This is a genomic window from Gimesia benthica, assembly GCF_009720525.1.
GTDB lineage: Bacteria > Planctomycetota > Planctomycetia > Planctomycetales > Planctomycetaceae > Gimesia > Gimesia benthica.
In genome coordinates, this window is the sequence record NZ_CP043930.1 from 6,877,611 (window position 1) to 6,902,970 (window position 25,360).

The 25,360-nt window shown below is 51.5% G+C and carries 20 protein-coding genes; 8 read left to right on the top strand and 12 right to left on the bottom strand.

All coding sequences use genetic code 11. The features are described 5' to 3' along the window. Nucleotides 1-8: 8 nt before the first annotated feature. Both F1728_RS26940 and F1728_RS26945 read right to left on the bottom strand, forming a co-directional pair. The gene (locus F1728_RS26940; protein ID WP_155366628.1) at nucleotides 9-503 is read right to left on the bottom strand and encodes a hypothetical protein; all 495 of its coding nucleotides are present in this window, start codon (nucleotides 501-503) and stop codon (nucleotides 9-11) included. After that, nucleotides 500-1,465, bottom strand: coding sequence for a hypothetical protein (locus F1728_RS26945; RefSeq protein WP_155366629.1), 966 nt, complete (start codon nucleotides 1,463-1,465; stop codon nucleotides 500-502). The genes F1728_RS26940 and F1728_RS26945 overlap by 4 nt, the downstream gene beginning before the upstream one ends. Before the next feature lie 179 nt (nucleotides 1,466-1,644). Here F1728_RS26945 and F1728_RS26950 point away from each other — a divergent pair, with 179 nt between their 5' ends. From F1728_RS26950 to F1728_RS26975, 6 genes are all read left to right on the top strand, one after another. Then, a complete protein-coding gene (locus tag F1728_RS26950; protein WP_155366630.1) occupies nucleotides 1,645-3,627 on the top strand; it encodes a hypothetical protein in 1,983 nt (660 codons plus the stop codon). After that, nucleotides 3,624-4,295, top strand: a complete 672-nt coding sequence (locus F1728_RS26955; RefSeq protein WP_155366631.1) for an ABC transporter ATP-binding protein — start codon at nucleotides 3,624-3,626, stop codon at nucleotides 4,293-4,295. Before F1728_RS26950 ends, F1728_RS26955 begins: the two co-directional genes overlap by 4 nt. After that, nucleotides 4,292-5,473, top strand: coding sequence for an ABC transporter permease (locus F1728_RS26960; RefSeq protein ID WP_155366632.1), 1,182 nt, complete (start codon nucleotides 4,292-4,294; stop codon nucleotides 5,471-5,473). The genes F1728_RS26955 and F1728_RS26960 overlap by 4 nt, the downstream gene beginning before the upstream one ends. 5 nt (nucleotides 5,474-5,478) lie before the next feature. Next, complete coding sequence (locus tag F1728_RS26965; RefSeq protein WP_155366633.1) at nucleotides 5,479-6,441, top strand: metal ABC transporter substrate-binding protein; 963 nt, start codon at nucleotides 5,479-5,481, stop codon at nucleotides 6,439-6,441. A 276-nt stretch (nucleotides 6,442-6,717) separates the two neighbouring features. Continuing rightward, complete coding sequence (locus F1728_RS26970) at nucleotides 6,718-6,957, top strand: hypothetical protein (protein WP_145041967.1); 240 nt, start codon at nucleotides 6,718-6,720, stop codon at nucleotides 6,955-6,957. Nucleotides 6,958-7,014: 57 nt separating this feature from the next. Next, nucleotides 7,015-7,860, top strand: coding sequence for a TatD family hydrolase (locus tag F1728_RS26975; protein WP_145187571.1), 846 nt, complete (start codon nucleotides 7,015-7,017; stop codon nucleotides 7,858-7,860). A gap of 83 nt (nucleotides 7,861-7,943) precedes the next feature. Here F1728_RS26975 and mog read toward each other — a convergent pair whose 3' ends face one another. From mog to F1728_RS27000, 5 genes are all read right to left on the bottom strand, one after another. After that, entirely contained in the window at nucleotides 7,944-8,474 is a 531-nt protein-coding gene (mog, locus tag F1728_RS26980; protein WP_155366634.1) for a molybdopterin adenylyltransferase, read from the bottom strand. A gap of 168 nt (nucleotides 8,475-8,642) precedes the next feature. Continuing rightward, entirely contained in the window at nucleotides 8,643-10,103 is a 1,461-nt protein-coding gene (locus F1728_RS26985) for a proton-conducting transporter transmembrane domain-containing protein (protein ID WP_155366635.1), read from the bottom strand. Continuing rightward, on the bottom strand, nucleotides 10,103-11,491 hold the full coding sequence (locus F1728_RS26990) for a proton-conducting transporter transmembrane domain-containing protein (RefSeq protein WP_155366636.1): 1,389 nt from the start codon (nucleotides 11,489-11,491) through the stop codon (nucleotides 10,103-10,105). Before F1728_RS26990 ends, F1728_RS26985 begins: the two co-directional genes overlap by 1 nt. Beyond that, complete coding sequence (locus F1728_RS26995) at nucleotides 11,491-14,643, bottom strand: DUF2309 domain-containing protein (RefSeq protein ID WP_155366637.1); 3,153 nt, start codon at nucleotides 14,641-14,643, stop codon at nucleotides 11,491-11,493. The genes F1728_RS26990 and F1728_RS26995 overlap by 1 nt, the downstream gene beginning before the upstream one ends. A gap of 205 nt (nucleotides 14,644-14,848) precedes the next feature. Further along, nucleotides 14,849-15,160, bottom strand: coding sequence for a hypothetical protein (locus F1728_RS27000; RefSeq protein ID WP_155366638.1), 312 nt, complete (start codon nucleotides 15,158-15,160; stop codon nucleotides 14,849-14,851). Nucleotides 15,161-15,520: 360 nt separating this feature from the next. Between F1728_RS27000 and F1728_RS27005 the strand changes: the two genes are divergently transcribed. Further along, nucleotides 15,521-16,195 carry a carbonic anhydrase gene (locus tag F1728_RS27005; protein ID WP_145441420.1) on the top strand — a complete coding sequence of 225 codons (675 nt, stop codon included), beginning with the start codon at nucleotides 15,521-15,523 and terminating at the stop codon, nucleotides 16,193-16,195. Nucleotides 16,196-16,253: 58 nt separating this feature from the next. On the opposite strand, the gene F1728_RS27010 is transcribed toward F1728_RS27005, so the two are convergent. The 5 genes from F1728_RS27010 to F1728_RS27030 all read right to left on the bottom strand — a co-directional run bounded on the left by F1728_RS27010 (nucleotide 16,254) and on the right by F1728_RS27030 (nucleotide 21,950). Then, a complete protein-coding gene (locus F1728_RS27010) occupies nucleotides 16,254-17,918 on the bottom strand; it encodes a formylmethanofuran dehydrogenase subunit A (protein WP_155366639.1) in 1,665 nt (554 codons plus the stop codon). A gap of 67 nt (nucleotides 17,919-17,985) precedes the next feature. Continuing rightward, complete coding sequence (locus tag F1728_RS27015) at nucleotides 17,986-18,243, bottom strand: FmdB family zinc ribbon protein (protein WP_145187548.1); 258 nt, start codon at nucleotides 18,241-18,243, stop codon at nucleotides 17,986-17,988. A 28-nt stretch (nucleotides 18,244-18,271) separates the two neighbouring features. Then, nucleotides 18,272-19,261, bottom strand: a complete 990-nt coding sequence (locus F1728_RS27020; RefSeq protein WP_145187546.1) for an ABC transporter permease — start codon at nucleotides 19,259-19,261, stop codon at nucleotides 18,272-18,274. A gap of 36 nt (nucleotides 19,262-19,297) precedes the next feature. Continuing rightward, entirely contained in the window at nucleotides 19,298-20,833 is a 1,536-nt protein-coding gene (locus F1728_RS27025; protein WP_155366640.1) for a sugar ABC transporter ATP-binding protein, read from the bottom strand. Continuing rightward, the gene (locus tag F1728_RS27030) at nucleotides 20,826-21,950 is read right to left on the bottom strand and encodes a sugar-binding protein (protein ID WP_194242546.1); all 1,125 of its coding nucleotides are present in this window, start codon (nucleotides 21,948-21,950) and stop codon (nucleotides 20,826-20,828) included. Before F1728_RS27030 ends, F1728_RS27025 begins: the two co-directional genes overlap by 8 nt. A gap of 352 nt (nucleotides 21,951-22,302) precedes the next feature. Here F1728_RS27030 and F1728_RS27035 point away from each other — a divergent pair, with 352 nt between their 5' ends. After that, nucleotides 22,303-25,230 (top strand): c-type cytochrome, encoded by a 2,928-nt coding sequence (locus F1728_RS27035; protein WP_155366642.1) that lies wholly within the window; start codon nucleotides 22,303-22,305, stop codon nucleotides 25,228-25,230. Nucleotides 25,231-25,360: the final 130 nt, after the last annotated feature.

Sequence of the window (25,360 nt, forward strand, 5' to 3'; positions counted from 1 at the left end):
GTCTCGGTTCACCCATCAACTGATTCCAGAATTGGCTTGACCGCTTCGACCGGAGCAGTTGCTTCGAACTTGATTTCCGGATGGCGAATTCTGCCGCCCCAGTGTGCTGCCACGCTCCAGAAGCCTGCGAGAGCCAGGGTGCCGACGATGATGACCGTGCGTTGCCAGCGTGGGACATTTTCTCCCTGAAAACCCTGGATCAGTGCATTGCCGACGACCATCGAGAGTACGACCATCGCCAGCAGACAGGACCGCGCCAGGACCGCGTGAAATTCGACAGTTTCCTGATCCAGCTGGTACTGGTCTCCCAGCAGCTCATATGCGGGAGGCCCTGAAAAGTAAGCCACGGTCGCCAGCAGGAGCACGGAGAGCAGGAGCCAGCAGCTGATTTTAAACAGTCGTTCATCACGAAAGTGGGCTGACAACAGGAACAGAATGAACAGCCCCCAGCAACCGACAACAGGAACGTGGACTGTCATCAGATGAAGATGAGCTGCGTTCATTTCCGACCTGTCTCAATCGCTTTGCTGGGATCGATGCCTTTATCGACCTGGCTGTAATCGAGTTCGCTGCCCCCCATACTGTGCGGGATGAGATAGCAGACCGTCATGACGATTGCTGCGGTAAACACGACGACCCGATGCAGAGCCGTGGTTTTCTTCTGGGGATTCAACCCGATCACAGAACAGGCAAAGACCCAGGCCAGAAACATGAACAACATTTTATTGTCGGTCCAGTCACCCCCGAGGGGGAACCCGGTCCAATATTCACCGAAGGCATACTTTTGTACAAAAGGACCCAGGATCATCCCGCCCACGGTCATACCGCACAGGGTAAGCCACGCCAGTTGTCGCATGTTGTAAGGGGCGAACAGGGCTGCCAGCCCGGTGCGCATGCCAAGCAGAATCGAAAAAATCATCAGAGTCACATGCGGAATCAGTACTCCGTCAGGGACGGGATCTTTAAAGCGGATGACGACGTTCGAATCCTGAGTCGGGGGAAACCGGCGTTCCTGACCTTCCAGATTGGCCTCGATATAGTATTCGAGCTTACCCGCTGCCGGCTGTTCGGGCAGGGGCGCTTCCAGCTGATAACGCTTGTCTTTTTCGACAGCCTGCATCGGAACAGCCGTGAATTGGTCGTCGGTCCGGAAGCGTTTATAATACAGTGTACCTGAGGGGGGCTGTTCCTGATTCTGCTCGACCGGCAATTCCACCATGGCGTCGCTGGTCGATTCATGGGTACGGATCAATTTTGCGACGATGTCTCCCGTCACCGCAACTTTCATGGGATAGGTAGGACCAGTTGCACGCTGGTAAATCATCGCAGAAGCGGCCAGAACAAATGCCAGGAACCAGAGTCCGGTCCGTTTGAGCAGTCGGAAACTCTCTTTGGGAGGCAGCTCTTCTGTAACGTCTTGATCTGTCTCGGGTTCGGGTTGAACAGATTCCTGATTTTCTTCCATGGGAGTCCCTTTTTCTCAATCATTGTGAATCTTCTACTCGTAGTGTCTTATAAGCGGACCACGATTGCAATTCTATACCGGGTCTCGGTACGATCAAAAAATATAGAATTGTAACGATCCTGCCCGTTGACGTCTCACCTGTCAGAAATAGCCCGATACGACCTGCTGCGAAATCAAATATGTTCACGCGCGTTGCTTACTCCCCGTTTCTCTCTGCCCCTGACAGGAAACCGTTCCGGTTTGCTCGACTGCTTGTGCTGAGTTGCCTGACGCTGCTGTCGGGGCTCTGGTTTTCTGAGAAAGCCGAAGCACATCCCATTTCGGTCAGCCAGGAAAACGTCTATGTTACGCGGGAAAAAGTGGTGATCTCGATGCAGATTTATGTCGAGGATCTCTACTTCTTTCAAAAGCTGGAACCGGATAAAGAGAACATCGTCTCCCAGAAACAAATCAAGGATGCGATCGAAAAACACAAACAGTTTCTGCTGGATCGTCTGCTGGTGCGGGACATCAACGGTGAGCGGCTCAAGGGAAAAGTCACCTCGGTCGACGATTCCTCGGTCTCCTCTAAGGGGGTGGCCATGAGTGACCTGATGGCCTTCACGCTGGATTTTCAGCTGGAGTATCCACTCAAAGAGCCCCCAGAGTTTTTGACCTTCAGCCAGCAACTCGTCGATTCCAATGCAGGCTTTCCTGCCATGGTTCAGTTTAATCTGAAGCAGGAAGGATCGGAGACTCCCTATTCGGTCTCAATGAAACCCCGCGAGCCTCAGACAATTCGCTTTAACTGGGATCACCCGCCGCTGGCTCCGGATGCCTCGGAGGAAGACTGGCAGAAGTGGCTCAAAGAACGTCGTGAAGAGACGCTGGGGATTACGAGTTATGGTACTGTTTACTCGTTTCTCTACATCGAGGATTTTGAAATCCGTCATGAAATTCTGATTCCGCTGGCGACGTTGGAGTCATTCTTCACACTCGAGCGCAAGGATGAAGATTTTCTGTCTGTCGCTGAGCAGGAAGCGTCGCGCGACACGATCGAGGAATTTTTTGCCAAAGCGAATCCGATCGAGATTGATGGAATTGTCGTGAAGCCGGTGATCAGCCGCCTCGATTTTTATGGGCTGGATTTCAAGGATTTCGCGAAACCGGCTGAGAAGAAGCGGGTCAGCGTTGCGAATGCCCGCGTGGGTATCATCTTGACTTACAGTACCAAGGGGACTCCCGACAAAGTCAAGGTGACCTGGGATATGTTCAACCGCAGTGTGTGGAGCGTGGAATCCGTCTGCTTCGCATTCGACAAAGCTTACAAGCCGATCTTTTCCAAGCTGGAACGGAACAGCGAATTTGTGTGGACCAATCCGGGACGCAAAGTCAGCCTGGAGGTCAATCCGGTAGAAGTCGCTTTGCAGCCACGGACTCAATGGTCGGTTTCGATGCTGACGGCAGGGGGATTATTTCTCTGCCTTCTGCTGGCATTAAGCTTGATCAGCAAACGTCAGAGACGGAAATCGACTTATACCATGCTGGCTATTTTACTGGTGGCGAGTCTGCTCTGTTGGCCGGTCTCCCGTGTGACTTTTGCCAGTCCCCTGGAACCGGTTCCGCATGTGTCGGCAAAAAAAGCAGAAACGGTTTTCAAAACCCTGCACAAAAATATTTATCGCTCTTTTGACTATCACACTGAGAGCGATATTTACGATGCACTCGCCAAGAGTGCCGATGGTTCTTTTCTGGAGACACTTTATCGGCAGATTAACCAGAGCCTGAAAATGCAAGAGCAGGGGGGCGCCGTAGCGCGAGTGACCGACGTACAATGGAAGACCATCGAACCCCAGTCCACTTCCACCGCGGATTCAACCCCGCAAACTGATGAGCGTAGCTTCGCGGTTCAGTCGACCTGGACGGTCTCGGGCACTGTGGAGCACTGGGGGCACATCCATACCCGCACCAATCGCTATCAGGCCGTTTTCTATCTTCAGCCGGTGGAAGGTGTCTGGAAACTGACGGGCATGAATCTGCTCGATCAGGAACGTCTGCGGTTTGAAACCGGTTTGCGGGAAGTCAAGATCGAAGAAACTAAGCCGGAGCCTGAACCTGTCAATAAAGTATCCCCCAAAGGCAAGACTACTAAATCTAAATCCTCGGATTCGAGTTCCTCATGATTCAGATCAGACAGCTCAAGTTTGGCTATCCGGAATCGAGTTTCCGGTTAAATATCCCTGAGCTGGAGATTCAGGATGCGGAAAAGGTTGCTGTCATTGGTCCCAGTGGCTGCGGCAAAACGACCCTGTTGAATCTGATTTCCGGGATCCTGATTCCGGATCAGGGTGAGTTGACTGCAGGTGATGTCGATTTGCGTAAGCTTAATGACAGTCAGAGACGAGCCTATCGCATTTCTCAAATCGGCTTTGTCTTTCAGGAATTTGAGCTGATTGATTATTTGAATGTCCGGGAAAATATCCTGCTGCCTTATTATATCAATCAGACTCTGAAGCTGGATGAAAGCGTGCAGGCACGGGCACATGATTTGGCTGTCTCGATGCAGATCGAGCAGTACCTCAATTCACGCATTGATCAGATTTCCCAGGGAGAACGTCAGCGGGTTGCGATCTGCCGGGCACTGTTGACTCAGCCACAGATCCTGCTGGCTGATGAGCCGACGGGGAATCTGGACCCGACCAACAAACGCCTGATCCGGGATCTGCTGCTGGAGCATGCCACCCGTACCAACGCCATACTGATTATGGTGACTCATGATGATCGCCTGCTGGACGAGTTCGACCGGACGATCGATATTGAGCGTTTTCATGAAATGGTGAAAACGGCATGAATGGGATTTTGCGTCTCACATTACGCTACCTGGCGTATAACAAACTCAAAACAGTCACACTGATTCTATGTGTGACGCTGGCGGTCCTGCTGCCGGTCCTGCTGCAGTTCGCTGTCAGCTGGTTCGAGCAGGATCTGCACTCCCGCGCCAAAGCCACTCCCCTGGTGGCGGGTGTGAAAGGCAGCCGATTCGACCTGGCACTGCAGAGCATGTATTTCAGTCGGGCAGATCTGGAACCGATCAATATGCAGGCCGTGGAAACCATCCAGGAATCGGGTTACGCCATGCCAATTCCGCTGGCAGTCCGGTTTACTGCGCAAGACGCACCAGTCGTGGGGACTTCTCTCGATTATTTCGAATTTCGAAAGCTGCAGTTATCTCAAGGAACCAGCCTGAAACGACTCGGGGATTGTGTGCTGGGCGCCAGCGTTGCTGAGCGACTGCAGTTGGAACCCGGCGACAGCCTGATGTCCGATCCGTTGAATGTGTTCGATCTGTCGGGGAATTACCCGTTGAAAATGCGAGTGGTGGGAGTGCTCGAACGTGCCCATTCGCCGGATGACGAAGCTGTGTTTGTGGATTTGAAAACGGAATGGATCATTTCCGGAATCGGTCATGGGCATCAGACTATTAATGCAGAGACCAGCAAAGATCTGGTGCTCGGACAAAATGACCAGCAGACGGTGGCCAATGCGGCGGTACCTCAATTCAATGAAGTGACCGATGAAAATCTGGCATCGTTTCACTTTCATGGGGATACCGGCACATTTCCGGTGTCGTCGATCATCGTGGTACCCCATGATGCCAAATCAGAGGTCCTGCTGCTGGGCATGTATGACTCTGGGTCTGCCGATGTGCAGATGATTCGGCCTGTAGAAATTGTAGATGAACTGTTACAGGTTGTGTTTCGAGTCAAGCAGCTGTTTGACGTGAATACTTTCCTGGTTTCGTTCTCGGTGGGATTGCTGCTGGTGCTGGTGTTTACGTTGTCGTTGCGTCTCCGTCGTCGCGAACGACAGACGATGTTTCAACTGGGCTGCAGTCGTTCTGTGATCTGGAAGCTGCAACTGACCGAAGTGTTCTTGATTCTGCTCAGCAGTCTGGTTCTGGTGTTATGTATTACAGCTGTCGTGCGAGTGTATGCCGAACAGCTGCTGCGAATATGGATTATTGATTGAGTCTGATGATGCGAAACTTTGCCCTGTGGTTTGTACTGTCCCCACTGATATTGTTGTCTGCCTGTGAGTCAAAAGAGAGTTCGCCAACCGGGGAGGCAGCAACTGACGCATCCCCTGTCGTGGTGGTCGTCAATTACCCGCTGGAATTCATTGTGGACTCACTGGCTGGTTCGGAAGTCAAAGTTCTGAATCCAGTTCCATCCGGTGCAGACCCCGAAACCTGGATTCCCGACGATGAAGTCGCCGAAACGATCCAGCGGGCAGACCTGATTATCACGAATGGGGCTGATTTTGCTGACTGGGTGAAAAAGCTCTCTCTCCCACGATCGAAGGTTCTGAGGACATCGTTGTCACTCAAAGATGCGCTGGTGACAGTCCCTGATTTTGAAGTTCACAGTCACGGCACTGGAGGAGCACATTCCCATGCCGGTACTGTCGCGTTCTTCTGGCTCGATCCCAGTCTGATGTACCGACAGGCGGAAGCCATCGCGCAACGCCTGGTCAAGTTGAACCCTGTTGATGAGCAGCAGATTGAGTCACAGCTGCTCAAGTTCAAGGAAGCACTCTCGCCCCTCAATCAGCAGCTCGATCAGATGAAAGCCGATTATTCGGGACGGCACTGGTTTTCCCGGCGTCCCGTCTATCAATATTTGGCCCGGAGGTGTGGCTGGGAAATGTTTCACCTGCACTGGAAACCGGGGGCAGCGCCCACTGAAGGCGAGTGGGAACAGATGCAAACACTGCAGAAAGAACATCAGATTTCAGGTGTCCTTTGGGAACGGTCTCCGGGGAAAAACCTGCGTGAGAAATTGGATGAGCAGGGCCTGAATTCATTCGTCCTCAACCCGCTGACCACAAAACCGGCAAAGGGAGATTATCTCACCATGATGCAGGAGCAGCTGTCACAACTGGCACAGTTTCTGAAATCAAATCAGCCGGTCTCCGCCGACGAAAAGAACCCCAAGTAATTGGTATATCTATGTTTTGAGACTGTACGGATTCTGCCTTTCTCAGAGGCCTCAGGACTCGTAAACCCGAAAACAGACGGGATCGGCCACCAGGACTTGATTGGGGCAATTACTACGACTGCTGCATTTATACTGAATTTCTGTTTCCGGTTCGCTGGATTTCGGGTTGAGTTCAGTTGAGGGAGTAGGAAGTACCGATGTAAGGTATATAATGTGGATAAATCACTGTTTTGAGATGATGGATCACGACCTGTTACGATAACCCGAAAGGTTTTAATGATGCAAACAGCTTTACAGGTTTTGGACCGGGAATACCTCGAAGCCCGTTGTGCCCTGCTGGAACTGGCTGCGGCCCTGGATCGCGTTGATCGCGCTCACGATCATGAAGAAGCGGCCAACAATTTTCAGGATTCCCGTCTGGACCTACTGAATCAGGCAATCAAGATCTTGAGTGAAGAAAGTCACCTGCCCAATCGATCGGAGCGTCTGCTGCTGCTTTTCTCCGACCTGGACTGATTCTCCTACGTTCTTCCTCCCCGCCATTTAATGATCTAAATTTTCAGCGAGACGAATATGCAAATCATCCAACCTCATTATCATGCGATCGCCCGAACAGCCCAGGACTACGAACGGATGGCAATGTCCGGTGTCGTAGCCGTTGCTGAGCCTGCTTTCTGGGCCGGCTTTGACCGTCTGTATCCGGAAACCTTTGTGGATTACTTCCGCCAGATCAGTGAATTCGAACCAACCCGTGCCGCTGAATATGGCATCAAGCATTACTGCTGGGTTGCCGTGAATCCCAAGGAAGCTGAAAACCCGACGTTGAGCCACGAAGTGCTCAAGCACATGCCAGAATTCTACGAAAAGCCGAACGTGCTGGGCGTGGGAGAAATCGGTTTCCATAAAACGACCAAGAATGAAGAAGAGATCTTCGAAGCCCAGGTCGAGCAGGCGATCAAATATGATCAGCTGATTCTGATTCATACGCCTCACCTGCAGGACAAAGTCCGCGGAACCAAGCGGACCCTGGAAGTCCTGGCGCACATGAACGTCAATCCGGAACGGGTCTGGATCGACCATGTCGAAGAACACACGATTCGCGAACCGCTGGAAGCGGGTTACTGGGTCGGCTTCACTCTCTATCCTATTACCAAGTGCTCGCCCAAACGGGCCTGTGACATGCTCGAAATGTATGGTCACGAACGAATCCTGGTGAACTCCTCAGCTGACTGGGGACCCAGTGATCCCTTTACCCTGCAGCAGTGTGTCGTACAGTACCGGGCACGCGGCTACTCGGTTCAGGATGCGATCGAAATCTTCCACAACAATCCGGCGCGCTTCCTGGGACAGAATCCCAAATTCGATATCAAGCCGATTCAACTGGAAACGATCGAAGAAGAAATTACAGATATGGTCTAAAACGACCAGATCTCGGAAAGAAATAAACAGGAGTCGGGTTCATGCTCGACTCCTGTTTTGCTGCGCGGATCTCAGGATAACGCCTATTTCTTCTTCGGGCGAAAAGCGACCAGACGTCCCTCATCGGTCTCCAGAAAGGGACCTTCCAGCAGGTCGATACAATACGGGACAGCCGGAAAGACAGCGTCCAGGCATTCCTGAATCGCCTTGGGCTGACCAGGCAGATTGATGATCAGCGTCCCGCCTCGGATCACGGCGGTCTGCCGGGAGAGAATGGCAGTAGGGACTTTTTCCAGTGAGACCTTACGCATCAGCTCTCCAAAGCCGGGCATCTCTTTTTCCGCGACTGCGAGAGTCGCTTCCGGCGTGATGTCCCGTCTGGCAGGACCGGTTCCGCCAGTCGTCACTACCAGGCAGCACTGCTCTTGATCACAAAGCTCAATCAGAGTTTCTGTGATCGTGGAGAGTTCATCGGGAATGACACGTGCCTCAGGCGTCCAGTCGCTGGTCAGTACTTCTTTCAGATACTCGTGGATCGCCGGGCCTCCCCGGTCTTCATATTCACCTCGACTGGCGCGGTCGGATACGGTCACAATTCCTATTCTGGCTGTCATTTATTATCTATCTGAAAAGAGAGCAATAAGGTAATTCAGGTCTCAAACACGTTACTGCCTGACTGCTGGATTATAACGATTCGCGGACTGAATTTAAAAAGAGATTGCTTGCTAAACAGACTTTTCAACCTACTTATTCCGTTGTAACAGTACTGATCGCCAGCTGATTCAGGGAGACGTCGTTAGATGATGTTTATCTTCGCTGATACTGTAATCAACGGAAACTTTGTTTTCTTGAAAGGCCTCATCTCGCTGTTGAATTAATTGAATGGCTGCATGATTTCGGGAGATGACACCCGGTTGTGGGTACAGGCCGCCGCCGATGACAAGTGCGACCAGGATCAGAATGGCGACATGTTCTGGGATCCGTGCCCGGAGCGATATGGATGCCGAATGATGCGTTCCCGTAAAGACCCGAAAGTAGACCTGCAGGATTGCAATGCTGTTCAATGCGGTTGCGATCACAACTGCAGTCCCGACCAGTGGGTAGATTTCAATTACTCCTTCAATCAGAAGTTCGGTCCCGATAAAGCCCAGCGTTCCGGGAAAGCCGATTGACGCGAGGCCCGTAACCAGAAATAACCCTGCCAGGGTGGGAGTATGTTCGTAAAGTCCATGATAGGTTTTCAGAGAAATCCGACCGGTTCTGGCTTCGACAGAACGCAAGGTTAAGGCAAATCCGGCCAGTGAAATTCCAACAGAAATCCAGACACATAATCCACCTGTCAGTCCCAGAGGAGTCGCCATTTCTAAACCAACGAGCACCAGGGAAGAATGGCTCAGGAACAGATAGCAGAAAAAACGGCGGGCTTCCTGTTGCACCAGCGCCATGCCGGCTGCATAGACGGCTGTAATCAGGGAAACAATCGCGATGCCCTGCAATGCCCAGTCTGGGGCAATGGGGAAGACCAGCCGTAAGATGGCATAAGCGCCCGTCATGGGAGTGACGAACAGTAAGGCGGTTCCGAACGTGATTTTATCAAACAGATCTGTCATCCAGCAGTGAAGTGGAATGATTCCGCTTCGCAATAAGGCAGCGGTGGTCAGCAGCGCGCCAGCGATCAGTGAGAGTGTGCCGCTTTGATCCTTGAAGCTGGAAAGTAAGCCTCCAGCGACCAGAAGCAGGACAAACAGCCCCATGTGTAGAACATAGACACGGCTTGAGCGTTTATTGGACCGGAATTCCAGTAAGGGAGGGATTGTTGCCACGGAAAGTAAGAGAATGATGATCCACGGTTCTTTACTGCTGAGTGTCGACAGCAAGATCGCTTCGGAGATTAAAGTGTTACTGAAAGAAAAACTATGTCCCTTGGTCTTCAGCGTGGAAAGCACCGTCAGGAGGTAAAGCAGCGCTGCCAGCGGCAGCAAAGGGGCACTCAAGTCATCGACCACAAAGAGGTTTTTATGGAACAGTCGATAAAACAGGGAGAACGGTTCAGAGGCAGCAAACGTGTTGAGACTTACAAAGTCGATCCATCCGCAGATCGTGACCAGACAGGTCAATGTGCAGATGCGGATGCAGCGCTTGTAAGCACGATCCCGATCTGGAGTGAATTTGAGCCAGATTGATCCCAGCAGAGTGATCAGGACGGATATTTCCATCCAGGGGAGATGGAGTTCGGGCAACATTAATTTTCCTCCAGAGAATCAGAGACTGGGGAGACGGATTCAGATTCTCTTTGATCTTCTCCGGAAATCAGATTCGTCCAGCGCGATTCTAAACTGTCACAATAACGAAACAGCCCAACAAAGGGGGTGATGATGAATCGGTTACAAAGCATATCCAGATAGCCTCGTTCCAGTTCAAATCGATACAGTGATACACGATACCGTTCGGGCATAATTCGAACCCAGAGTGATGGTTTTTGTGTCAGATGAGCCCCAATCGCATTTTCTAGTGAATGGTAATCGTGAAATAATGACGGCGCTCGCAGCAACTGTAATGTTCTCAGACAGGCGTGCCCGATGATGTGAATCAGCGCGATGTAACGTAAGCCACATCCGATTTCGACGACGATGATGCTCACCTGAGTCAGTGAGGCAAAGGCGAGTGCACTTTTAATATCAGTTTGCACGCGGGCAACGAGAGTACCATAAATCGCGGAGACCAGCCCCAGCAGGATAACTGTCAGGCTGAGTAGCGGGGATAGCTCGAGAATCGGACTGACACGCAACAGCAGATAGGCGCCCAGATGGACGGAAAGTGATCCGTAAAAAACAGCACTCGAGGGGGTGGGGCCTTCCATGGCGCGCGGTAACCATCCGGAAAATGGTACAAGGGCGGATTTTCCCGCTGCCGCGAATAACAGCAGTAGTCCGATAAACAACGCGTGTTGCTCTGAAATCGAAGCCTGCCCATCGGGCCATGAACCTGTTCCCATCAGTTCGGCGAAGTCACCTGCGCCAGTTAAATGGTGTAACATGATTGCCGCCACCAAAAATGCGGCGTCAGCAATTCTGTAGATCGACCAGATCCGCAGCCCGTTTCGAACGGGGTTGAGGCGTTCGTGAAAAAATGCCACCAGCAGTGCTGAAGAGAGTCCGACTAATTCCCAGCCGAAAAAGAGTGTCTCAATCGTTCCTGCCAGCGAAGACACTATCATTCCCAGCAGAAACAAGGCATAGCAGATGAAAAAACGATTATAGCCGGGTTCCCGATGCAGATAGCGACTGGCGAATGCGCCAACGGTACCACAAAGGATAAATGAAAGAATACAAAAGGGAATTGATAATCGATCGAAAATAAACTTCAAATGGAAGTGAAAATGTTGCTCGGGGAGCACGACCCAGTTCCCCATTTCGACAGGAACATATCGTTTGCCCAGGGTAAGCATCAGAACCAGGACTGCGATCGAGGCAAACAATCCCATGACGACGACCGTCTGGGTCGCATGGGCGATCAGTCGCTCACCCAATGGCTTGTTGATCAAGGACGACGTACCGAGTAATGCCAGCAGCAGGGCAGGGCCTGCGACAATACATACGCCGAGGAAATGGAATGCAATTTCAGAATTCATTAGGGAACCGATACCTGTTTCAACGAAGAGGAGATGACAGGATTTTCAATGGAGGCAAAACCAAGATGATCCCGTTTGCCACGGTACCAGTCTATGGAAGAGTTTGTACGCGGGAGTTGCTCTGACTCAGGACGATATAGTGTGAAAAATCCATTTCGATATTCATGGATCTGGGAGGTTGCCACATCAAGGATGGCTAACTGTACCCAGTTACCATTCACCAGTCTCGCAATTCCTGGATTGTCATTGATAATCCGGGACATGGCCTCTTTTGTCGTTTCGATGACGAGGAGTAACCGTACGGGTTCATGAATCTCGACCATCTGCCAGGGAAGTCCAGGTCGAAGATCGCTGGCAGAACCGTCCATCACACCTAACAGAGATGTGATATTATGTGCCAGCTTTGTGCCACAGCCATAACCCGTTGAATCGACGTATGAAAAATAGTATTCCAGATTGATCCCGGCACAAACGGGTATGACCGCCTGCAGCAGCCTTTCCAGAATCTTGCTGTCTTCATCATCCTGCAGGGGATTATAGGATGTCAGAAATGCACGACGATCCAGAAACAGTCCACGGTTCCATTCTCTGCGCCCGACAAAGCAGATCGAATTAGTCGCGTGTCCATACTCGGGACGCACCTGTGAAAGGTCCTCTGCACGACCTTCGACATGTCGCAGTGCTTCATCAACTGAGAGATCAAGATCGGCAGATTCAAACTGGCGGCAACGTTCATGGGCATTATGAGCGCGGGCCGCGGTGATGTGCTTGTCTGCCGTTTCAAACAGTTTCCGGTGGGAGACTGGAAGACGGTCGAGGTCATACCAGGTGACGTTGTCGTTACAGGTATTGTGGTAGCAGCCTAAAAAATTTGTCTCGTCGGGGATAACCAGATTGTGTTCAGACAGGATACGTCGCACTCGGGGATCGTTTGCCATTTGAGCGAACGCGCGTGCATTGGGGCCTCCGCGACCTCCTCCGCATGCGCCACAATCATGCGCGGCTTCGTGCGGGTTATTCATGCTAGAAGATCCGTGGCCACAAATAATGACCAGGGGAGAAAACTGTTCTGATCGTGCCAGCCCCATGGCCCGTAATCCACCTTCAACGATTTGCGCCATTTCTGCAATCGAATACCCCAGTTGATCACCTTGATTCCCTGGCTCGGCACTGATTCGCTCCAGCCTTAGTTGAGTTGTGGGAGGGGCAACGATGCTCTGAAACATCCCGCGGATCTGGGCTGTTGTACGTGGAAAGAGCGTGCGGGCAACCAGGGGAAACGCCGCCAGTGAACCAACCAGACCGGTTAACAAACCGCCGAGGAAAGTCCGGGTCCCTACATGCGTCTGATGGGTGGCTCGACCGAGGCGACGACGTGTGACCGCGCGGCGACGACTGATGCGTTCGAGCGAATAGAGCGTCTCTTCCTGCACAAAATGAACCGGTTTGATGTTAACCGGGCATAGCGGTGTGAAATGGGCGTCCGCAGCACCACGATAGTACATCGCGACACCAAAGAAACCGGCGATTCCAAACGTTTCGCACTCGGGAGCGATTTCTTCCAGGTGCCGGCGGAATGATTCTTCACGTTCATCAATGCAACAGACGACCTGATATGCGGGCTGCATCGGTTGCTGAGTTTCAGCCTGCGTCTGTAATTCCCGGTAGCGTTTTGTATGCGCTGTAACTGCGTTGAGTATGTCGTTTCGGTATTTACGTTCATAGGCCAGGTGGAATATGCGTCGACGTTCCAGGCTCGAAAATTGTTCAATTTCCTGAATGAGCAGTCTCCACTGTTCATCTGAAAGATACATCAGGTCTTCCGGGTTCCAGCCACGCACTTGAGAAAGCTGAAATAAAGTAAACGCCAGTTGATATTGATGGTCTTTCAGGCAGGGATGGGTGTTTTTCAGGATCTCATTGCGGACCGTTGCCAGGGAGCCCTCAAAATGAAGTGATTCCTGTATCACAGCCGTCACAGCGAGCCGATCGAGGATCAGGCGGACTGCCAGGAATTCGATCAGAGTTCCTTTGGGGGCAGGGTGGGGAGCCCATTCCGCATTGGATTCCATTTGCCAGACAATACCGGACCACCCCCGCAAGGCAAGCAGCGTTTGGGAAACATAATCATCCCGTTCTTCGTCAGGGACTCCCAGCAGTGAGAGGGATTCACTGATTGATTCCAGGGGGCTGAGGTTAGACACCAGCAGGCGATTGATTTCGCTGTTGAGTCCTGAGAGTGCGACAGAGGGACTCAGTTTTGACCCGGAATATAAATTCAGGAACGCATGATAAAATCCTGTATTGCGTTCGGGGAGCGTCCATGCGCCAAATCCCTGATCGAGAAATGCTGCACAGAAACGAATTAAGACTTCGTTTACGATCAGATCGGAATCGACGCCGGTTGCGCTCATTAACAGATCTCGGTGTCTGACCGATTTTTGCGTGGTGCTCATCGGTTTGATGTTCGCAGACTGGACGCGGTTGTGGCAGACTTCCCACAGGAAGTGTAAGGCAAATGATTCCCACTTCTGCGCATTCCATGAATCCATGGATTTCGTATTGAACTGACCACAAAGGCTGCTCATGATCATTTCTGACTTTTGATCAGTCTGATGCTTGCCTTCGCGGAAGTCCCGCATGATCCAGTTTTGTGTTTTGGCAATTGTCTGGGCGCGGGTGGCGGGCGAAACTTCCTGTCGAAAGCGACGTAAAGCATCGGTTTCTGCAATGAACCAGCGTAATTCCGCTACGGGGCCTGAATGGAGGGGGAACTCTAACATGGCCAGGCGGAGGGCGTACCTTGTTCCAAACGTACCAATCAGTTGATCTGCCCTTTCAGCAAGTTCGTCGTGTAAGACGGCCTGCAGGTCCTGGACGCGAATCCGCTGGTTTTCCAGTTTTTTTCGATAGCGCTCTTCTGGCAGGTATGGATGGCAGCCAAAAATCTTGCCACCTGCGGAGACACCGTTCTCAAAGGGAAGATTCTCAAAGGCATGCAGCGTATTGTGGTGTACGAAGACCGTAATCGGACCCTGAGCTGGCAGATAATGTGCGGCATGTTTTATAGCCTGGAGCAGCTCAGCATGCTCTTCGGAGTCTGTCGATAACTCAGGCTGATCGCCTGGTTTGTTTTCAGTGGGTTTATTCATGATGAATCACAAGCTACCGCTGCGCCCGGTTGAGTGTGCGCATAACTTCCATATGAGGGATCACCAACCGTCTCAGGAAGGCAGAGGGCCTGCTCCATAACCAGTCAGTGATTAGAATGAGGACTGCTTAAATATCGCGAGCACGCAGCATTAAGACAGAGTTGTAGAAGCCAGCAGGCAAATCCTTTCAACTGAATTTGCGCAATCAGACTGCAGAAACTGGTGGGGCCCGGGAGCAGTCAGGGCTGTAAGCGATTCTCGTGGGGATGACAGCAACATCATGAATAGAGCGATCAACATAATCTGTCTGATTAAAGTAGTCGCTCGATATTCTCAGGAGCTGAAAAGTGAGTTCCCATTTTTTTAACTCGTCCTTGGATTTACTTTCTTTACCGACAGGCTGATTGATGGGGGAGGATTGCCCTTCCCCGACAGCAACCTGCGAAGGCATAGATCCAAAGATCAGTACGCAGAAGAGAATTAAATAAACGAGGAGTCTCATTAATGGTTCCAGCATTAACAGTTTCAGTTTCGCCGCTGAAAATCAGTCAGGAATACGAAAATAAACCGCTAATAGCAGAGGTCAAAAACTGGTATACGGGAAAACAATATACGTACTTTTAACAGGGGTGACAAGTCTGTAGAACCCTTGGAACAGGTGAGACCATGGATGTGTAAGAATGTATATTTTTGATGGGTGGTAATCGAATAAGAAGATTATCTCACCTATCACGCATTTATTTTATTATACTGAAATCAACATTTATTGTCTGAGAGACTGACTAGAATGTCTGAGAAAAGGTGTTTTATCAAACCTTCCCTTTGACTACATTACCGCGGTAATTGAACTACATTTAAATATCTTGGGAGTAATGAGATGCAAAAACTTGTCGATGGAATTCACAAGTTTCAAAGAAACTATTTCAGCCAGGACCAGAAGCTGTTTGAAACTCTGGTTGAGGGGCAGCATCCGCTCGCCTTGTTCATTACCTGTTCGGACTCCAGAATCAATCCGAATTACATGACTCAGACCAAACCTGGAGAACTGTTTATTCAGCGAACTGCCGGTAATATTGTACCAGCTTATGGAGCGGTTCACGGTGGTGAAGCAGCGACAATCGAGTATGCTGTCAGTGCACTCAAAGTGAAAGACATCATCGTATGTGGCCACTCCCATTGCGGGGCCATGTCAGGTCTGCTCAATCCCGAGCTCATTGAGAAGATGCCTGCTGTCAAAAGTTATCTGGAACACGCCGAGTGTACGCGTCGGATCGTGGATGAGAATTACGGGCATCTTACCGACCCCGAAAAACGTCTGATTCTGACCGTTCAGGAAAATGTACTCGTACAGATTGAAAACCTGAAAACCCACCCCTCGGTAGCTGCTGCGGTAGGCCGAGGAGAATTAAAGCTGCACGGCTGGGTTTATAAATTCGAAACTGGTGAGGTATTCAATTTTAATCCGGATGAGGGGCAGTTCCTGCCTTTGGAAGAAGACGTCTTATCCGAAAAGGCATTGGATAAAGCGATGCCACCTATCTCCCCCATCTAACGTTACTGGAGAAGCCTGCTACCCGCACTGCCTTGTTTCTTGAATAGAGATGAGGTGTTTATTCGGGTGTGCAGGCTATTTTTTCAGCCAGCGGCAGTTCACCCTCATCGATCTGGTAGTTACCAAAGCGGATTGAGTAGTTATCGTTAAACCAGTCCTTGATCTGAGGCAGGAATTCCTGGTCAAATTCAGGAGCGGTGAAGAAGGTGCGTCCGAAATGGTGCGCCTGAATTTCTCCATCGGCAACAACCATCTCTCCATCTTTAAAGACCCAGCGGGGGCGTTCAAACATTTCCTGTCGGTTTTGTTGCGGGGAGTAAATTGTGATGTCAGCATGAGCGCCGGTGCCCAGATGCCCTTTGTCTTTCATGCCCAGCACACGAGCGGGGGCAGCCCGGGTAATAATGGCGATTTCATAGAGCGAATACTCACGTGTCAGATCTGCCAGCACACTTCGTTCGCGGATCGCTTCGGGCATCTGTGACAGGAATTCATCTCGGAAGCTTTTATCCATCAACAGATAAATGATCTCGGGGTAATGATAGAAGGCTCCGCCGTTGGGGTGATCACTGGTCATGACAACCCGCCAGGGGTCTTCCATCAGCAGATACCATTCCAGGGCGATCGCCCATTGGACGGCATGAATCAGGCTCCGCTGCGGTCGGTATTCAATGGGGATTACGCCACAGCTGCTTTCGAGTTCACAATCAGCGGTGTACCACTTGTTGCGATTGATGTTGTGCAGGAACTGGCTGAACGGCGTGTCCCCGGTCATGGAGAGGGTCAGCCCGGGATTGATGTGTCCCACGTCCACCGTGATGTTTTCGTGTGACTGGACATAATCGACCAGTTTCTGGGTAGCCGAGGAAAAACTGCTCGGGTCGTTTGGATCGCCATCATACGAGTGAAACTGGACGTGTGCTAAATGGCCTCGATGCCCTTCGAGCGATTCCATTGTGTTCAGAGTGGTTTCCCAGTTGCCGGGAATTCCCAGATTATTACAGTGAATATGCACTGAGTGAGGGAGTTCCAGGCGGTCGGCAGTACCTGCCAGTCCGCGTACAATCTGGCGGGGAGTCACGCCGAAACCTTCTACGGGTGCATCCAGTTCCCACATCGATTTGCGACTGATCTGTTTCCAGTCTTCCACGCCACCAGGATTGACGATTTTGATCGTGTAACCCTTGGCCGATTCCAGCAGCCAGGCGCAATAGGAGTCCAGCGCATTCTGATCCTGATTCCGCAGATGCTTCATTACGAAATGATTGTTGCCGAACAGCAGGTAGAAGCCTTTATCCAGAATCGGCGTGTCCTGCAGTTCCTCATGGGCGTGGCGGGCGTGCAATCCTGGAATGGCGGCGTCCATGGCCGTGGTATAGCCAATACTGGCAAACAGGTAGCCGGTGGCGAAGGTACTGGGCACGACGCCTCCTGTGCCGGAACGCGTCTGTTCTGTGCGGAAGATGGGAGCAGCCTGCCGCTTCATCTCGGGCGTCATTTTGCGCCCCGCGTTCACTTTGGGACCGGCAATATGACAGTGCATATCGATCCCTCCCGGCATCACAGTGTAGCCGCTGGCATCCAGGGTTTTACCGGTGAACGAGTCTGCATCCAGGGGACGGTCGATGATCTTACCATCCTGAATCCAGAGGTCGCGGACCTCACCATTGACTCCATTGGCTGGATCGTAGACCGTTCCATTTTTTATCTGGAAGAGAGACACGGGATACCTTTTGTCGTGACAGTCACATCAGGCAGCAGCACAATGCAATGACGCGGAAATGTGAAGATTAATGGTGGCGGCAGCAATTGGATCGTCCACAGCCGGGATCGGCCATGGGAAGTTGAGATTTTTTATTACTGCTTTCTCCTTTGAAAAGCAATCCGCCTGAGATCAGACGTTCGACCGGAGCTGCCGCGGGAGTGCCGTTGAGGGGGACTCCTGCTTTCTCGCAGACTTCACCCCAGGTTTTGAGCGATTCGCTCATGCGATGGCTGACTTCAACTGTTTCGTTGTTTGATTCACAAAAATATTCGTAGGTGATCATACTGATGATTCCGAAGCTTTCGAAACGACTATCCCGATGTTTGTCTGGCCTGCTGGATCGCCCGGCGTTTCTGTGCATAACGTTTCACAAGTTCGTCCGAGACGACGCCGACCAGAATTACTGCACCAATGATAGCAAATTCCAGCTGGGAGGGAATCCCCAGCATGGTGATTGAATTACGCAGAACCCGCATCAGAGCGGCACCGATTACCACTCCCAGAATCGTCCCTTCCCCGCCGCGAATACTGCATCCCCCCAGTACCGCTGCTGCAATCGCGTACAGTTCGTAAAAATTACCAATCCCCTCGGGCTGGACCGAGTTGATATCCAGGCCGAACAGGATGCCCCCGATGCCCGCCAGAAACGAGCAGATCACATAGGCCGTAATCACAACTTTATCGGTTTTGATGCCGGAATACCGGGCGGCTGCCTCATTGTTTCCGATGGCTTTGAGATAGCGGCCAAAAATCGTTTTATTCAACAGGAAAGCAGCCAGCAGAGCCAGGCCGAGCATGATTAAGAACGGCACAGGTAGCTTGAATCCTTCGATGAAGGGGAGATCGATTTTACCCGTTGCCAGATAGCGGAGTCCCGCATGAGCCGTACCGAAGCCCTGGGTTTGATCCTCGGTAATCCCCCGGGCGACACCCCGATAAATCAACAGGCCACACAAGGTCACGATAAAGGGTTGCAGTTTCAATTTGGTAATCAGTAAACCATGTGCGAGGCCGATACAGATCGAGAGAGCGCCGACGATCAGGAAGGCGAGCGGAACGGGAACCCCTTTGGCCAGCAGGTATGGCAGCATGGTTCCAATCAGGCAGATCACCGAACCGATCGACAGATCAATGCCGCCGGAAATGATGACAAAGGCGACGCCAATACTGATAATTCCAAACAGGGATGTGAGTCGCGTCACATTCTGAATGTTATACGCAGACACAAAGTTCTCGTTTGAGATGGCAGTTACGCCGCAGACAACAATCAGTAAGATTAAAATTCCCAGTATTTTTTTCATGATTCTGATTCTCAGGTATGATTTCAGCTTAGATGATCATTGTGTCTGACTGTGGCTGAGAGTCTGGCCGGTCGCCAGTTGCATGATGGCCTCCTCGCTCAGTTCATCGCGGGAGAGTTCGCCGGTCATTTGTCCCTCATGCATGACCAGCACACGGTCAGAGATACCGCGGATCTCTTCCAGATCGCTGCTGACAAACAGGACCGCCATGCCTTGAGAGGCCAGTTGATTCATCAGTGTGTAGATTTCTTCCTTTGCCCCAATGTCAACGCCGCGGGTGGGCTCGTCGAGCAGCAGCACACGAGGATTCATGGCCAGCCATTTTCCCAGCACGACCTTCTGTTGATTTCCGCCAGATAAAAACTGCACGATCTGACTATCGCTGGGAGTTTTGATCTTCATCGCCGCGATCATCTCTTCGGAGATGTTGCGTTCCTGATTGAAGTTAATTCTACCCAGTGATTTTCGATCGCGCGTCAGGCTGGCCAGACTCATGTTTTCGCGGACTGCCATTTCCAGCACCAGTCCTTGCAGTTTACGGTCTTCAGGCACCAGTGCCAGACCGGCACGGATTGCATCCCGCGGTGAATTGATCTGCACTTCCTGTCCGGCCACAGAGATGGAACCGCTGAGAGGGGAGTCGATGCCAAAGAGTACCTGCATCAGTTCTGTACGACCAGCTCCGACCAGTCCTGAAATCCCAACGATTTCATTCTGCCTGATCGAAAAGTTGATGAAGTGGGATGGATAGGCGGGTGTGCGGAGCTGCTTGACTTCCATAACGACCGGGCCGGGTTCATGGGGCGTATGTGGAAAAAACTGGGAGACATTCCTGCCCACCATTAATTGCACCATCCGTTCATGAGAGATTGAGGCACGATCCAGATCGCCGGCGTTTTCGCCATCGCGTAAGACAACGACCCGATCAGCCAGGTCATTGACCTCGCCCAACCGATGGGAAATGTAAATCACACTGACCCCCCGCGCCTTCAGCTCGCGGATGACGTCAAACAGGGCCTCCGATTCATGCAGAGAAAGGGACGAGGTAGGTTCATCCATAATCAGGATTCGGGCATTGATCGAAAGAGCCTTGGCAATTTCGACCATCTGTTGCTGCCCGACGGTCAGGTCCCCTACCAGGGTTTGCGGGGGGAGATTCAGTCCTACCTGCTTGAGCAGTTTTTCGGATTCGAGGTAGGTCTGCTGCTGGTTAATCACATTCCAGGAAGCGGGCTCACGTCCCAGAAAAATATTGGCTGCGATGTCCAGATTCTCACAGAGGTTCAACTCCTGGTGAATCAGGGCGATCCCGTTCTCCAACGCAGCCTCTACGTCGGAGATTGAGACTTCTGCTCCTTCAATCAGCAGTTTCCCCGAATCTGGGGGTTGGACACCCGCCAGGATTTTCATCAGCGTACTTTTACCGGCACCATTTTCACCAATGACGGCCAGTACTTCTCCATGTTTTAACGACAGGCTGACCTGGCTCAAGGCTTTGACGCCAGGAAACTGTTTGGAGATCTGAGCTACTTCGAGAAGAGGTGCCGGATGAGTCGTGGCAGGACTACTCATCCTTCTGCGGTTCTTTCTGCTGTTCTGAGGAGCTGGACTCAGGGGCCGATCCGGTTTCTTTGGATTCGCTTGCGGGTTGATCCTGATCCTGTTTCGGTGAATCTCCGAGCAGTGATTTCAGTTCGGTCCAGAACTCCTCGACATTGTCTTTGCGGATTTTGCGAGCCGGAATATGCAGGATTTCGTTTTCCGGGATCACTGACTTGTCACCGTTGGCGAGTGCTTTCAAAACCCGTACCGATTCGTAGCCGTACTGGTAAGGGTTTTGCACGACGGTACCTACCACCGTACCATCCATAATTCCCTGCAGGCTGGCTTCGTTTTCGTCAAAAGAGACAACCTTGATTTCCTGGAGTTTCCCGGCGTCACGAATCGCCTCCAGGCAGAGCGGGGGATTGTAAGCAAAGAGTCCGACCATGCATTTTAAATTGGGATACTTGGCAATCGCATCTTCCGCATTCGCTTTGGCCTGCAGATGGTCGAAGTCGTCCGTACGGGTATCAATAATAGAGTATTTGTCATTCTTGATGACCTCACCTGGTTCGTCATAACGTGAACCGTCGTGCGAGCGATCCATCAGTTCGTCAATCACACCCTGCCTGCGTTGACGGGCATTGGCCTGCCCCAGACGTCCCACGAACAGCATGACCTCGCCTCCATCCGGCAGAGCTTCTTTGACCAGTTCTCCACACATGCGACCGGCGGTGTAGTTATCCATGCCGATATAGCACTGACGTGGGCTTTCCGGTGCATCGGAATCTTGAGTGATCAGAATCGATCGCTCGGCGATTTCTTTTAACAGCTCATTTTGATTTTCCGGATCAATCGGGCTGATGGCAATTCCATCGACGTTTTGAGCCAGTAGTTCCTGAACCATTCGTTTCTGGTCCGCCACACCCTGGGGGGGCATTCTCACTTCGACATTCACATCCAGGTCTTCACCCGCTTTTTCAGCACCTCTCTGGGCAATCACCCAGAACGGGTCGACTCCGTTTGTGACGAAGGCAACCGTTTTTTTACCGTTCCCTTTCTGCTGGTTACAGGCGGGTAACAGAATCGAAATACTTAAGATAGTTGCAAAAAGGGTGCAGCTCCGAATCAGTTCGCGACAGGTCATCAAGTGAGGCTCCTTGTATTTATTGTGCGTAAGATCAGGTCGAATGAAATGCTGATATTATGATGATTGACTCAGTCACATGATGCAATGATTTCGTAGAAATATCGAGTATACCCGGGCCAAATCAATAAATAAAAAAGAATACAGACTGGTTTTCAATGCTTCAATTGGCTGTTATCATAAGAGATCGCCTACCCGGGGCATTCTCTCCTCCGTTACAGGCTTACCTTCCCGTGTGATTGAACTCTGGAGACGATCTGATGAAACAGACTATCAGTCTCGCTGTTCAATGGCACAATCCCATTCAACTTCATATTTCATCTAACCTACAACGTACTACAGGGGCAGCAACGTGATTCAAGCACTCAAAACATTGTGTATAGCTACCAGTGTTCTGCTGGTTTCCCAGGCCATGCTCGCGGCCAAAGATTCCAGCGCACCCGATTCGACTCAAGTCTGGATCTTCAAACAGAAAGAACACGGGTGGACTCCCTATCGTGACTGCACTCTGGATGTCAAAGACAATCTGCTGCAGGTAAACAGCACTGGTAAAGATCCCCATTTTGGCCGCGAACTCAAATCCCCGGCGGGCTGGAAGAAAGTCAAAGTCCGTCTGCGGGCTCCCTATCGACTGCGTGGAGAACTCTACTGGAAAACAGAACAGAAAAACGGGTATGCCGACGAACGTTCCGATAAGTTCGATACCCGTGGAAATAACAAAGACTGGCAGGATCTGACTTTTGTATTTTACGCTGACTCTCCTCTGACGGGACTTCGCTTCGATCCTTCCAGCCGAAAGGGGCTGGTAGAAATCGAGTCGATCTCGCTGGAAGATTCTGAACCACCGCGTTCTGCGACTGCCACCCCGGTCGATCAGATCAAGTTGCTCGAAGGTTACAAAGTCGAGTTACTTTACTCGGTACCTACCGATGTCGAAGGGTCGTGGGTCAGTATGACCATCGATCCAAAAGGTCGTCTGATCGCCTCTGATCAATACGGTGCTCTCTATCGTATCACGCCGGCTAAGATTGGTGCTAAAACTAACGACACCCAGGTTGAAAAACTGAATGTCGATATGGGTATGGCGCACGGTCTGCTCTATGCCTTCGACAGTCTGTACGCCGTGGTGAATGGTGGGGATAAGCGTCCTTCCGGTCTCTATCGTCTTAAAGACACCAACGGTGATGATCAGTTCGATGATGTGCAGTTTCTGCGTGAGATTAAAGGTGCCGGTGAGCACGGTCCTCATGCAATTATTCTCTCCCCCGATAAAAAGTCACTCTACATCGCAGCCGGAAACCATACCGATCTGCCCAACCCTGAAAAATCACTCGTTCCCCGTAACTGGGATGAAGACCTGCTGCTGCCTCGTCTGTGGGATGCCCGCGGACATGCTGCTGGTAAACTGGCACCCGGCGGTTGGATCTGTCGCACCGATCCGGAAGGGAAGGAGTTTGAATTAGTCAGTAGCGGTTTCCGTAATGAATATGACATTGCCTTCAATCCGGAAGGGGAACTGTTTACTTACGATGCCGACATGGAATGGGACGTGGGATCTCCATGGTACCGTCCGACTCGCGTCAATCACGTGACCAGCGGCAGCGAATTTGGCTGGCGTTCCGGAACGGGCAAATGGCCCGCTTACTATCCTGACAGTCTGCCGGCTGTAGTAAATATCGGTCAGGGCTCGCCCACAGGGATTGTTTTCGGGACCGGAACCAAATTCCCGGCGAAGTACCAGCGATCGCTGTTCATCTCCGACTGGAGCTACGGCATCATTTACGCCGTGCATATGAAACCCGAGGGAGCGTCTTACGTCGCGACCTATGAAAAATTTGCCTCGGCAACCCCGCTGCCGGTTACCGATCTGGTTGTCAATCCGGCTGATGGCGCGCTTTATTTTACTATTGGTGGACGCCGCACTCAGTCCGGCCTGTACCGGATTACCTACACCGGGAAAGAATCGACGACTCCCGTGTCGGCGACTCCAGCCGAGTTGGCCGGTTACCGGGCACTGCGTCGTGATCTGGAAAAATATCACGAACATCAAAACGAAGAAGTTGTTTACAAGGTCTGGCCTTACCTGGGACATGCCGATCGTCACATTCGTTTTGCAGCCCGGATTGCCCTGGAACATCAGCCTGTCGAACAGTGGCAGAACTGTGTGTTGATCGAACAGGATCCCGCTACGCTGATCAATGCAGGGATCGCGCTGGCCCGGAATGGGAAACCAGCAGTGAAACACGCACTGCTGGAAAAATTGAATGGCCTCGACTGGGCAGCATTATCTCAGACCGAGAAAATGGATCTGCTGCGTCTCTATCAGCTCGTCTTCATCAGACTCGGTGAACCGACCGAGCGGGAACGGATTGATGTCCTGGCGCAAATCGACAAGTCTTATCCTGCCAGTGATGTCTTCATGAACCGGGAACTCAGTCGTCTGCTGGTTTATCTGAACGCACCGAAAGTGATCGAGCGAACTCTGGCACTTCAGGACAAAGCCCTGACCCAGGAAGAGCAGATTCACTATGCCAAGGTACTCAGCAGTCTGGCCAGTGGCTGGAACAATGATCTGCGAAAGCGTTATTTCGAATGGTATCTGAAGTCGATTGCTCACAAGGGCGGGAGATCATTTGATAAGTTCCTGGTTAACATCCGTGCGGAAGCCATCAAAACGCTGACCGATGCGGAAGAGAAAGCCCTCAAGCCGGTTCTGGAAATCAATCTGGAAAAAGCCGAACCGGTATCTCAGGGGCCGCCAAGACCGGTTGTGAAAAAATGGACCGTTGATGAACTGTTACACGCAGCCAATAACGATAATGGCCAGCGGAACTTTGAACGGGGCCGTGAAATGTTTGCTGTGGCAGCCTGTTTCAAATGTCATCGGTTTGCCGGTGAAGGGGGAACCATTGGACCCGACCTGACCGGCGTCGGTGGGCGTTTCAATGCCCAGAACCTGCTCGAATCGATTATCGAACCTTCCAAGGTTATTTCCGATCAGTACGCCTCCACCATGTTCATTCTGGATGATGGTCGCGTTGTCAACGGGCGGGTCATTAACCTGAGTGGTAAAAACCTGATGGTGCTGACTGATATGACCAATCCCAGTGATCTGGCATCAATTAACCGCGATAGCGTTGAGGAGATGATGCCTTCCAAATCATCCATGATGCCGACCGGGCTGGTGGATACGCTGACGAAGGAAGAAGCCCTTGATCTGCTCGCCTACCTGCGATCTGGTGGGAATTCAAAACACGAGCTGTTTAAGAAGAAGGACTAGAATCAGCGCGAAGTACCTTGTTTCCCCATTGAAGTACTTCGCAACTGCTGATTAACTTATCTTGCTATGACGTAGACTCCTGATTTCCATCCCGGAATCAGGAGTCTACTTTTCTTTCGGGACAACTGTC